The 10,701-nt window shown below is 57.8% G+C and carries 9 protein-coding genes; 3 read left to right on the top strand and 6 right to left on the bottom strand.

Translation table 11 applies throughout. The features are described 5' to 3' along the window. The first annotated feature begins 192 nt into the window (after positions 1 to 192). Positions 193 to 1,653, top strand: coding sequence for a 23S rRNA (uracil(1939)-C(5))-methyltransferase RlmD (gene rlmD, locus I2G43_RS02550; protein ID WP_195534969.1), 1,461 nt, complete (start codon positions 193 to 195; stop codon positions 1,651 to 1,653). An 87-nt stretch (positions 1,654 to 1,740) separates the two neighbouring features. Here rlmD and I2G43_RS02545 read toward each other — a convergent pair whose 3' ends face one another. The 5 genes from I2G43_RS02545 to tilS form a co-directional block, all read right to left on the bottom strand. Beyond that, the gene (locus tag I2G43_RS02545; RefSeq protein WP_195534968.1) at positions 1,741 to 2,562 is read right to left on the bottom strand and encodes a phosphatase; all 822 of its coding nucleotides are present in this window, start codon (positions 2,560 to 2,562) and stop codon (positions 1,741 to 1,743) included. Positions 2,563 to 2,727: 165 nt separating this feature from the next. Beyond that, a complete protein-coding gene (locus tag I2G43_RS02540; protein ID WP_195534967.1) occupies positions 2,728 to 3,912 on the bottom strand; it encodes a pyridoxal phosphate-dependent aminotransferase in 1,185 nt (394 codons plus the stop codon). A 189-nt stretch (positions 3,913 to 4,101) separates the two neighbouring features. Beyond that, the gene (gene ftsH, locus I2G43_RS02535) at positions 4,102 to 6,177 is read right to left on the bottom strand and encodes an ATP-dependent zinc metalloprotease FtsH (RefSeq protein ID WP_229071501.1); all 2,076 of its coding nucleotides are present in this window, start codon (positions 6,175 to 6,177) and stop codon (positions 4,102 to 4,104) included. A gap of 61 nt (positions 6,178 to 6,238) precedes the next feature. After that, positions 6,239 to 6,787, bottom strand: a complete 549-nt coding sequence (hpt, locus tag I2G43_RS02530; protein WP_022093938.1) for a hypoxanthine phosphoribosyltransferase — start codon at positions 6,785 to 6,787, stop codon at positions 6,239 to 6,241. Positions 6,788 to 6,934: 147 nt separating this feature from the next. Next, on the bottom strand, positions 6,935 to 8,476 hold the full coding sequence (tilS, locus tag I2G43_RS02525; protein ID WP_195534965.1) for a tRNA lysidine(34) synthetase TilS: 1,542 nt from the start codon (positions 8,474 to 8,476) through the stop codon (positions 6,935 to 6,937). Positions 8,477 to 8,524: 48 nt separating this feature from the next. Here tilS and I2G43_RS02520 point away from each other — a divergent pair, with 48 nt between their 5' ends. Continuing rightward, the gene (locus I2G43_RS02520) at positions 8,525 to 9,334 is read left to right on the top strand and encodes an MBL fold metallo-hydrolase (RefSeq protein ID WP_195534964.1); all 810 of its coding nucleotides are present in this window, start codon (positions 8,525 to 8,527) and stop codon (positions 9,332 to 9,334) included. 80 nt (positions 9,335 to 9,414) lie between these two features. Here I2G43_RS02520 and I2G43_RS02515 read toward each other — a convergent pair whose 3' ends face one another. Continuing rightward, positions 9,415 to 9,846: an Hsp20/alpha crystallin family protein gene (locus I2G43_RS02515; protein WP_195534963.1), complete on the bottom strand. Its 432-nt coding sequence runs from the start codon at positions 9,844 to 9,846 to the stop codon at positions 9,415 to 9,417. 277 nt (positions 9,847 to 10,123) lie between these two features. Between I2G43_RS02515 and I2G43_RS02510 the strand changes: the two genes are divergently transcribed. Next, positions 10,124 to 10,591 carry a hypothetical protein gene (locus I2G43_RS02510; protein WP_055251785.1) on the top strand — a complete coding sequence of 156 codons (468 nt, stop codon included), beginning with the start codon at positions 10,124 to 10,126 and terminating at the stop codon, positions 10,589 to 10,591. Positions 10,592 to 10,701: the final 110 nt, after the last annotated feature.

The following is a 10,701-nucleotide window of genomic DNA, read 5'->3' as shown; positions in this document are numbered from 1 at the left end:
ACGACGGAGGCCACATTAAGTGGCCTCCTGTTCGTGCGGAACTCGCGATAAACTTAACCCCCGCCCCGGAGCCCAGCGGGCAATCGTCGTTGTACTTATCACTGACACCAATAGACCGCTTGCATATCGTCTGTTGGCCTGGCACGGTACAATGCTTGTGGCTTTCAATACATTAATTAGTGGAGTTAATTCATGGCAGAATCTCGTGCTGAGCGTAAGGCTCGGCGTGCTTTGATCCAGGCGGCTGAGGGGTCGGGGGAGACGAAATCTTCTAAGAAATCTAAGTCGTCTAAGGATGCGAAGGTTAAATCTAACAAGGGCAAGGCAAAGGGTAAGTGTTCTGGCGCTCGTCAGGGTGGAACCAAAGATTCTGAGGTTCGCCCTAAGCGCTCGTATAAGGATTCGACCAAGCCTGCTCGTAAAGCCGTGGATCCCAAGTCGCCTTGTTCCATCATGAAGGCTTGTGGTGGGTGCACGGCGCTCAATCGTCCTTATAAGAAGCAGCTCGCCGCCAAGCAAGCTGCTATGGAGGAGCTTTTTGCTTCGCTTTGCGAGCGTGAAGGCATTGCTGTAGACCCCATTCGCGGTATGGGCGTCACCCTGGGCGACCCGGGTAAATATCCTGCGCCGCGTGGTTTTCGTCATAAGGCTGCCACTCCGTTTGCTCCCGGCAAAGAGGGCGCTGTCCGCTGCGGCTTTTTTGAACGTGGGACACACAGAATCGTTGCTGTTCCTGAATGCCCTGTCGAGGCGCCGGGCGCTCGCCAGATTCTCAACGGTATTGCCCGCGAGGCCGAGCGACTGCATATCCCCGCTTTTAATGAGGACAAGCATCTAGGCTTGCTTCGCTATGCCATTGTCCGCTGTGGCTGGCGTTCCGACCAGATTATGGTTACCGTCGTGACGGCCCAGCGCGATCTGCCGCATGCTCGGGAGTTCTTCGATGCCATCGCCGCACTTGATTCGCATATCGTTTCCGTTGCCCAGAACATTAACGGGCGTCCTGGCAATGCCATCCTGGGCGAGGAGACCCGCATTGTCTATGGCGCCGAGTGCATGCGCGATCAGCTGCTCGGCTGCGAGTTCGATATCTCCCCTACCGCGTTTTACCAGACCAACCCGCAGCAGACCGAGCTGCTCTATCAGCTCGCGATTGACGGTATGGACCTGCAGCAGGGGGACGTGCTCATGGATGCCTACTGCGGCAGCGGCACCATCGGCCTGTGTGCGGCGAAGAATGCGCAAGACAAGGGCGTCGGTATTATGCTGCTCGGCGTGGAACGCAATCCCGCCGGCATCGCCGACGCGCGTCGCAACGCTGAGCTCAACGGACTTACCCGCAGCGCTTGGTTTATGGCAGATGACGCCACCGACTATATCCTCGACGCCGCCGACAACAACGAGCGTGTCGATGTGCTCTCCATTGATCCGCCGCGCGCCGGCTCCACCCCCGAGTTTCTCGAGGCCGCCTGCGCACTCAAGCCGCGCCGTATCACCTACATCAGCTGCAACCCCGTCACGCAAGAGCGCGATCTACACCAGCTGCTCGATGGCGGCTATCGCCTGCTCAGCATTACGCCGGTCGATATGTTCCCCCATACCGACCACACAGAGACCGTCGCGGTCCTCGAACACCGCCAGCCCACCCGGTAGATTTTTGAGACATGCCTTAAATCCCGCTGAGATACAAGAAGGGACGGCCTGCTGGGGCCGTCCCTTCTTTGACTCGTTTATCGCGCGCTACATCCTCTTGCGCAGATCGCATACGCCAGCTGCCGCCATCTCGCGCAGCAGGGTCTCGCGATCGCGCGTCACGATCTGGTCCAACGGGAAGTGAATTTCGTCGAGCAGCTTACGCGCATGGTCGAGCTTGCCTATCGCCATACCAATGTGGGCATCGGTCGAAACGCCAATACCGACGCCCAGCTCAGCGCAGCGCTCGGCAATCTTGCGGCACACGCCCCAATGCTCGGTATCATCACCGTGCTCAAGGCTATGGTTGTTGATTTCAATAATCTTGTGCTTCTCTTTAGCCGCCAGCAACACTTCATCGATATCAAACGGCACACCCGAGCGCCCCGTGTGGCCCAGCATAAATACCTTGGGATGCTCCAGCGCATTGATGTACATCTCGGTCGTCTGGGCAAGGGTAGCGCCCTCGGCAATCTGCGGATTATGCACGCTTGCAACCAAATAATCCAAATTACGCGTAACCAAATCGAACAGTGAATGCTGACGGCTGTACGAATCGCCGGCGATATCGAGCGTGACAGGAGTGTCCTCGCCAAACAGGTTTCCGTCCAGCGAAACGATATCGGCCTCGGCACCACGCAGCACCAGCACGCCGCTCCAAATGCGCGGCCAGATATCCTGGTTGATAAAGAACTGGTAACTGCGCAGGTCATTGGGGCAAGCCGTAACCATAGAGCTCAAATGGTCGGCAGATCCGAGCACCTGCAGACCACGCTCTGCCGCCCAGTACACATTCTCCTCAATGGTCGAATATGCATGCGCAGAGAACATCGTATGGGTATGAATGTCACAAGAAAGCAGGTAGGGCATCAGGTCTCCTTATCTGGCACGGCCGTCGCTTATATTCATTGTACGCATAGCCTTCGATAGTCGTAAAACCACTCCATCCCAAAGACACAACGTCCATGGCAACGGGGTCCGGCTTAACACCAAACCCCGTTTCACGTAAAACATTGTAGGCAGAGCGCTTTACTTTTAACGATACTCGTCCGCCAACTGTTTCCAAGCGGGTAGCGAATTGACAATCGTTTCGTAGCTCACGCAATAGCCCAGGCGGAACCAACCCGGCATACCAAAGCTGTCCGAGGGAACCGCAAGCAACTCATACTTCTTTGCGCGCTCGCAAAACGCATTCGCATCGGACTCCAACGCTTTCACCCATAGGTAGAACGCGCCATCCGGCTCAACATAGGTGTAGCCATACTCCGCTAGTGCGTCGGTAAGCGCGGTGCGGTTACGTGCATAGGCCTCAACGTCACTCGGCTCATCGATGCAGTCGATAATTACGCGCTGAAAGAGCGCCGGCGCGCACACGAAGCCCAGCGTACGGGCAGCACCCGCAACAGCCGGCATCAGACGGGCAGCCTGCGGATTGGTGTTGGGAACCAAGATCCAACCCACGCGCTCACCAGGCAGCGACAGCGACTTGGAATACGAGTAGCACACGATGGTGTGCTCGTAGATCGAGGGCACCCAAGGCACCTCGGCACCGTACACGATCTCGCGGTACGGCTCATCCGAGATGAGCATAATCGGATTCTCGGAATCGCGCTGAGCGTTGGCCTCGCGCAGAACATTGGCCAGTCGCGTCAGCGTGTCGCATGTATATACGGCACCGGTCGGATTGTTGGGCGAGTCGATAATGACGGCAGCCGTCTTATCGGTGATCGCCTTGAGCACGTTGTCCACGCTCAGCTGGAACGTGTCTTCATCAGCAGGCGCCTCAACACACGTGCAGCCGGCCTTCTCAATCCAAACGCGATACTCCGGAAAGTACGGGGCGATAACAATAACCTCGTCGCCCGGGTTCGTAACGGCGTTGAGCGTACAGGTGAGCGAAGCCGCGGCACCCACCGTCATAAAGACGTCCTTACCCTCATAGTTCGTTCCAAAGCGGCGGTTGAGCGATTCGGCGACGGCTGCTCGACATTGCGGCAGGCCCGGAGCGGGGGTGTAGCCGTGCAACTGGTCACTCGGCAGCCCCAAGGCCTTCTTAATGGACTCCGCCACGGCAGCCGGCGCCGGAACACTCGGGTTGCCCAGCGAAAAATCGAATACGTTCTCCGCACCGATCTGTGCCTTGCGCTCAAGACCATAGCTAAAGATCTCGCGGATGATGGAGCTTTCCGCACCGCGAGCATACATCGTTTCGTTGATCATCTGTTCCCCTTTCGCATAGGCGCTATTGTACGCTTTAGCCGAGCAAAGTGCCGCAGCAATGTTGATTGGGGACAGACTTAAATGCGTGAAAACGCTCATTTAAGTCTGTCCCCAATCAACAGACGGCCCCATATCGCTCAAAAGAAAAAGCCTCCGCAGGTTTCCCCGCGGAGGCTTTCGCCACAAAGACTATTTGCCGGCATCGGCATCGGCATCGACGACGGCATGGTCATCGTCAGCACCATCGGATGCGGCTTCGGCATCCTCCTGCATGGCCGCCTGCGCAAAGGCCGCGGCATCAGCCGCCAGCTCCTCCTCGCTCATACGAGGCGCGCGCTTCTTGGTCGGCATGCCGGCCGCCTTGGCATTGCGCTCCTCCTTGGCCGCCAGGATATCGCCCTCGCGCTCAAGGTACGCATCCCACTCGTTGTCGAGCAGGGCGTTCACGGCGTCGCCTTCGACGGTCTCGCGCTCAAGCAGCACCTTCGCCATCAAATCGAGCTGATCGCGACGGGCGTCCAGGATCTCGACCGCACGGCGATGGGCCTCACGCATAATGCGCTGAACCTCGATATCGATGCGGCGCGCCGTCTCCTCGGAGTAATCCTGGTGATCGGCGTAATCGCGACCAAGGAACACCTGATGTTGCGCCTCGCCAAACACTTGCGTGCCCAGCTCCTCGCTCATGCCCAGGCGCGTGACCATCTCGCGCGCCATCTTGGTTGCGCGCTCCAGATCGTTGCTCGCGCCCGACGTAATGTCATCGCACATGAGCTCCTCGGCAACGCGACCGCCCAAGAACACGGCGAGCTCGTCGAGCATCTCGTTCTTGGTCTTGAGGAAGTGGTCCTCCTGCGGAAGCTGCAGCGTGTAGCCCAGAGCCTGACCGCGGCTGACGATCGAGATCTTGTGGATCGGATCGGAGTGCTCCAGGATGTGGCCCACCAGGGCGTGACCGCTCTCGTGGTAGGCAATCGTGGTGCGCTCGGCCTCGGTCATCACGCGACCCTTGCGCTGCGGTCCGGCAATCACGCGCTCCATCGACTCCTCGACCTCGTCCATCGAGATCACGGAACGATGACGGCGAGCGGCCAGCAGCGCAGACTCGTTGAGCAGGTTCGCCAAATCGGCACCAGTAAAGCCAACGGTCATCTGGGCGAGCTTCTCAAACTTAACGTCCTCGTCCATCGGCTTATTCTCGGCATGCACGCGCAAGATCTGCTCGCGGCCCTTTACGTCCGGACGATCGACCGTGACCTGGCGGTCAAAGCGACCGGGGCGCAGCAATGCCGGGTCCAGAATATCGGGGCGATTGGTCGCGGCGATCAGGATGACCGACTCGCTTTCCTCGAAACCGTCCATCTCGACCAGCAGCTGGTTGAGCGTCTGCTCGCGCTCGTCGTGACCGCCGCCCAAGCCAGCTCCGCGCTGACGTCCCACAGCATCGATCTCATCGATGAAGATGATTGACGGGGCCTGGGACTTGGCCTCCTTAAAGAGGTCACGCACACGGCTGGCGCCGACACCTACGAACATCTCGACAAAGTCGGAACCCGAGATGCTAAAGAACGGCACGCCCGCCTCGCCGGCAACGGCCTTGGCCAGCAGCGTTTTACCGGTGCCCGGAGGGCCAACCAGCAACACGCCACGCGGGATCTTGGCGCCCAGCTTGCGATAGCGATCCGGATCGCTCAAAAAGTCACGGATCTCCTCGAGCTCCTCGACTGCCTCGTCCACGCCGGCAACGTCTTCAAACTTGACCTTGGGGCGTGTGGCCTCGTTGGTCTTGGCGTTGGTCTTGCCAAACTGCATGTTCCTGTTGTTGGCGCCCATCATCTGGCGCATAAAGTAGAACATGATGGCGATAAGGGCGATCGTCGGAAGCACACTCATCGCCAAGTCGCCCCAAAAATCGGGATCGTTGGTGTTGACGATGTACTTGGTATCGGGGTGCTCCGCCATGAGCTCGGCAAGCGAATCGGAGCCGACATAGGTCGAAGAGAAGCTCTTGAGCTCGCTCGTATCGCCCTTGTCCTTCTTCGTCTTCCAGTAATGACCCGTCACGCTTCCGTCTTGAACCGTATAGGTCAGATCTTCGACGCGATCCTGCTTGATGGCGCTCACCATCTCGCTCGTCGCGAGCTTAACGGTATTGCTGGAATTGGCAAAGCCGGAGCCCATGTTAAAGAAGGCGTAGCCCAGAAGCGCGCAAGCCAAAATAAAATACAGCCAGCCCGTACGCGTGGGCTTCTTGCCTCCGGGCATCCCCGGGATCTTTGGGTCCCGGGGAGTCTGGGAATTGTTATCGTTACGGTCGTCGGGCATCTTACGAATAAACCTCCGGTTTCAAAATGCCCAGATACGGAAGGTTACGATAGCGCTCGGCATAGTCGAGGCCGTAGCCCACCACAAAGGCATCGGGGCAATGGGTTCCAACATACTTGGGCGTGATGGCCGAGACGCGGTCCTCAACGTCCTTCCACAGGAAGGCGGCGACCTCCAGAGAAGCGGGCTTGCGGCTCTCGAGGTTCTTCATCAGATACTTGAGCGTCAGGCCCGAGTCCAGAATGTCCTCGACGATCAGCACGTCGCGACCGCGGATGTCGATATCCAGGTCCTTAATGATACGCACGATACCCGAGGACTTCACACCGTCGCCATAGCTCGAAACAGCCATGAAATCGATGTTGGTCGGCAGCTCGATCTTACGCATCAGGTCGCCCATAAAGACCACGGCGCCGCGCAGGACCGCAATCAGCACCAGATCCTTACCCGCGTAATCGCGAGTAATCTCCTCGCCCAGGCGAGAGACGATACCGTCGATATCCTCCTGCGTGAACAGAACCTTCTCGATATCCGGATGTTGAGAAGCCATGACAACCCTTTCTTGTGCTTATCGCCCACACACCGCCGTATGGACGCGAACTTCACATTTTAGCAGCGCACGGGGTATATTTTCCAGCCCGTACGCCATCAGCGCGGGAATACCGTCAACGTCGCACAGAATAGCTGGCGTGGGACGCTATTCCGCATCGACCACGCGGAGCAGATATGCCACGCGCGTTGCGGCCGTGCACTTAAAACGCTCGTCCGCGCGAACTCCGGCGACCCACACCACGGCGCCCCCCGGCGCCGTCCTCACCATGGGCACGCCGGCGCGCTCGGAAACGGGAATGCGAGCCTCACCTAGCAAGTCGGATACTTTCTTGCTTCGGCCACTCATCCCTAACGGGCACATCACGTCTCCCGGTACAGGACCGTCCACCCACAGGCGCGCCAATCGCGCCTCGGCAGGGATCTCGCCACGCGAGCCCGCCAGGATCCGCTCACTATCGCTGTCGGCAAACCCCAGGGCCGCCGCATCCACCAAGGCCGCAACCTTTCCGGCAGCAGCAAGCTCGCGGGCACGGTGCACGATATCGCACCCCGGCTCCACAGCCATCGGCTCCGCTGTCAGCATATGCCCCGCCCCCAGCGGCAGACGACCGGGAACGGAGATCCAATCGGCCACTAAACCCTCGCGCGCCGCCGGGGCCTTGAACGCCAGCGTGCCAAACTCCACACGGGCATCAATTCCCGCAGGAAGCGTAACCGAGCCCGAGCCCGCAGCGACGCAGGCGAGCACGCGCTCCACGTGCCGCATCTCCGGTCGCGCGTCGGGATCGATGCGCTTAATCGCCAATCGCACGATACGCCGTGCAATCACAACCTCAGCGGCGGCAAGACGGCGCGCATCGAGCACAAGTGCGCCCGCCGCTTCCTTGCGCAGGCAGCTTCGAAACGCCTGTGCCGAAAGCTGGGAAAGAAAGGCGTCTTCGTCGCCCAGAATTTCGCAAGCGGCGCCAATCGTCTTACAGACGCTCGCGTTGCGCTGTGCCACCACCGGCATCACCCGATGGCGTACATAGTTGCGCAGGTACGAAACGTCCTCGTTGCTTTCATCTTCCCGCCATGGCTGACCGTGCACCTGCAGATAGCTCACGAGCTCATCGTGCGTGAGGTCGAGCAAGGGGCGAACCACAATGTTCCGACGGCGCGGAATGCTCGATAGACCCGCGGGACCCGACCCTTTAATGGCATTCATCAAAAATGTTTCCGCGCGGTCCGACGAAGTATGCGCGGTACAGATACGAGCCGCCGTCCGCGGTGCGCCCGATTCGGCACAAAGTTCGCGAACGTATCTCCGTGCCGCGGCATAGCGCACCTCGCGAGCCGCAGCCTCGATATTGCCCGATTCGTCATCAAAATAGGCATGCTCAACACACAGCGGCAAACCGTATTGCGCGCACAGGTCACGTACAAAGGCCTCGTCGCCATCGGATGCCTCCCCGCGCAGATGATGGTTTACATGCAGCACGTGCAATCGCTCGCGCGCAATGGGAGCGACGCCGCGCCCGTCCTGAATATCCAGCTTTGATGTGCAAGCCATAAGGAGCAGCGCCGTCGAGTCCGCACCGCCTGATACCATGAGCACTACGGGGGCAGCGGCCTGCCGCGTTGCCAGGGCGCTCTTATCCGTCCTCGGCGCGGCATGATGTCCATAGTGCTGAGATACCGTTGGCATTCGCTTCCTCCTCTATTCGTCCGCACTCATTGTATCCTTTGGAATCTTATGTCTCGCCTGCACCTTCATATCCTCGGCAGCGGCTCAAAAGGCAACTGCGCACTCGTCGAGGGACCTCAGGGGCTCATCATGATCGACAACGGCCTGTCCCGCCGCGAGACACTTAAACGCATGGCGGAGCTTGGCCTCTCGGCAGACGACGTCGCCGCTCTTGTAATCACCCATGAGCATGGTGACCATATCAAGGGGCTCGATGTATGGTGCAAGCACTGGCATGGTCCCCTCTTTGCCAGCAGGGACACCCTTTCATGCAAAGAAAACCTCGCGCGCCTGCCCGTAGAGGAATTTGACCCCGGCGACACGCTCCCCATTGCCGGCATCCACGTGCAAACCTACTCAACATCGCACGATGTCATCAATCCTGTCGGCTATCGATTTAATGCTCTCGATGATTCCATTGGGTTTGCCACCGACACCGGAGAGTTATCGAGCAAGGCCATAGGCATCCTCAAAGACTGTCGAGTTCTCGCGCTCGAAAGCAACCACGATGTAGCTATGCTGCGCGAAGGAGCGTACCCCCGCTTTCTTCAGGAGCGCATCCTGTCCACAAAGGGGCACCTCTCCAACAACCAGGCCGCCGAAGCCGCGCGCGAACTTGTTACCGATCGCACCGAACAGCTCATCGCCATGCATATCAGCCAGGACAATAATCGTCCAAGCCTTACCGTCAAAAGCTATGCCAACACGCTTGATGCAAGTCTCGATGATGAACTCGGCAGTTCTGCCTCCCGTCTTCAAGGGCCACGGAAGCTCTCGATACGCCCTGCAAGTCAGTATCAACCGACAACTATTCAATAGCCCCTCAAGACAACAAAAGGGGGCTGGGAATCACTTCCCAGCCCCCTTAACTCATACTCTCGATTGAAGCAGAGCCATCGTTAGTCGATGGAGATCTTCGTGACGTTCTTCTTCTCGACGATCTTAGGAACCGTAACGGTGAGGATGCCGTCAGCATACTTTGCAGAGAGGCCCTCGCTCGAAGCGTCCTTCAGATACACGCCACGCGTCGCGCTGTACGAGCTAAACTCCTTCTGGAGGAAGTTCTTACCCTCGTTTTCGGCGCTCTCCTCGACGTTCACGCTGATGGACAGGCGACCCTCATTGAGCTCAACGTCGATGTCATCCTTGGCGACACCGATCAGATACGCCTTGACCTCGTAGCCATCGCCCTTGTCCTCAACGTCAACGGGGAACGCCTTGGAGGCAATCGAGTTGTTTGCAAGGTCGGTCATATCATCAAACAGATCGAACAGCGAGCTAGCAGAAGGACGAACGCCAAAAACCGAACGATAAGGAACCATGCTTGCCATGTTTACCACTCCTTTTAAGGACTGCCGAGCCATCTTCTAGGTGACTGGGACTTCTTTTGACGCTCTTATATATGCCCACCCAGTGCCCATATATACATCGACTATAAAGTTTTTTGAGTCCAGTACTATAAGCATATCTAAGTGTGTATGACTCAGGTTTTAGTAAGGTTAAGGTTCTTTGAACCAGAGCTTAAATAACAAGTATGTTCGCAGCTACAAATAACAAGGGGCTTACAATGAGCGCGTACACGTTGTTGGTAACGAGCTAAAGGGCATCATGGACGACCAAAACCAGAACAATATGTTTATGCCGACGCAGGGCGAAGATACTTCTACGCAGCCGCCACGGTTCCATCGCCCCCACATCTCGCAAGAGCCCATCAATGACCCAGAGCCCGATTATGTGACGAGAAACCGATATCAAACGCTCGAGGATGCCCAAACGGGACGTAAACATATGGGCGTCGCCTCGGGAGACCCTGTATATCTGAAAGACGCACCATTATCTAAAAACAGCGCAGCTAGTGATGAGCCGATGAAAGCATCCGCCGTCCATCAACAAAGAGGGCCTCGGCCCAAGCAAACCTTGACGCATTCGGCTCGCTATCTCGAAACGCCAAAACAGGGAAAGTCAATCTTCGTTTCGTCAAGTAAACGACGCAAGCAGCATCAGCTGACAATTCTGCTTTTGACCATTGCGGCCATAGCAGTTGCCCTTGTTATACGATTTATTTTCTTTAAATAAAGGCTCAATACCGAAAACAACAAGATCGTCTGGTGTAATTGAGTCATTTACGCCCCGTAAACGCAAAAAAGGGGGAGGCCGCGAGGCCTCCCCCTTCTTCGATTCAAGCG

Source organism: Collinsella aerofaciens, assembly GCF_015557435.1.
In the GTDB taxonomy this organism is placed as follows: domain Bacteria; phylum Actinomycetota; class Coriobacteriia; order Coriobacteriales; family Coriobacteriaceae; genus Collinsella; species Collinsella aerofaciens_Z.
Note: the sequence above shows the minus strand (reverse complement) of the source record. Positions and strands in the feature narration are given on the sequence as shown.

Excerpts from the sequence above, each read along its gene's own strand:
- rlmD (WP_195534969.1), top strand. The coding sequence starts at position 193 with ATGGCAGAATCTCGTGCTGAGCGTAAGGCTCGGCGTGCTTTGATCCAG.
- I2G43_RS02545 (WP_195534968.1), bottom strand. The coding sequence starts at position 2,562 with ATGCCCTACCTGCTTTCTTGTGACATTCATACCCATACGATGTTCTCT.
- I2G43_RS02540 (WP_195534967.1), bottom strand. The coding sequence starts at position 3,912 with ATGATCAACGAAACGATGTATGCTCGCGGTGCGGAAAGCTCCATCATC.
- ftsH (WP_229071501.1), bottom strand. The coding sequence starts at position 6,177 with ATGCCCGGAGGCAAGAAGCCCACGCGTACGGGCTGGCTGTATTTTATT.
- hpt (WP_022093938.1), bottom strand. The coding sequence starts at position 6,787 with ATGGCTTCTCAACATCCGGATATCGAGAAGGTTCTGTTCACGCAGGAG.
- tilS (WP_195534965.1), bottom strand. The coding sequence starts at position 8,476 with ATGCCAACGGTATCTCAGCACTATGGACATCATGCCGCGCCGAGGACG.
- I2G43_RS02520 (WP_195534964.1), top strand. The coding sequence starts at position 8,525 with ATGTCTCGCCTGCACCTTCATATCCTCGGCAGCGGCTCAAAAGGCAAC.
- I2G43_RS02515 (WP_195534963.1), bottom strand. The coding sequence starts at position 9,846 with ATGGCAAGCATGGTTCCTTATCGTTCGGTTTTTGGCGTTCGTCCTTCT.
- I2G43_RS02510 (WP_055251785.1), top strand. The coding sequence starts at position 10,124 with ATGGACGACCAAAACCAGAACAATATGTTTATGCCGACGCAGGGCGAA.